The sequence below is a fragment of the Stenotrophomonas sp. STEN147 genome, from assembly GCF_056757995.1.
Map to the genome: position 1 here is coordinate 1 of NZ_JBRRCG010000043.1, position 445 is coordinate 445.

Sequence of the window (445 nt, forward strand, 5' to 3'; positions counted from 1 at the left end):
GACTTTCGTCTCTCGCCTTAGCCTCACGACACGTCTGATAGAACATCTCAAACGCTCGCTACGTCACAAGTTTTAAAAGAACACGTACCGGCCACAGTGCCGATGCGTATAAAGATCGAATGTATGCGTCATTCAGAGAATGGTGGGTCTGGGAGGACTCGAACCACCGACCTCACCCTTATCAGGGGTGCGCTCTAACCACCTGAGCTACAGACCCAAATGTCTTACTCAAACGTGGTGGAGCCTGTCGGGATCGAACCGACGACCCCCTGCTTGCAAAGCAGGTGCTCTCCCAGCTGAGCTAAGGCCCCAAAAGGGACATCTCACACCGGCCTGGCCGATGCAAATCTCTGAATGCAGGTACTTTGTGAAGACGCCCGACAGGACGATGCTGTCTTTGCTCAAAAGGAGGTGATCCAGCCGCACCTTCCGATACGGCTACCTT

Annotated in this window: 2 tRNA genes; both read right to left on the reverse strand. The window is 53.9% G+C overall.

Annotated features, from left to right (window positions below):
* Positions 1-140: 140 nt before the first annotated feature.
* A tRNA-Ile gene (locus tag ACVOKU_RS18560) sits at positions 141-217 on the reverse strand.
* Positions 218-235: 18 nt separating this feature from the next.
* A tRNA-Ala gene (locus tag ACVOKU_RS18565) sits at positions 236-311 on the reverse strand.
* Positions 312-445 lie beyond the last annotated feature (134 nt).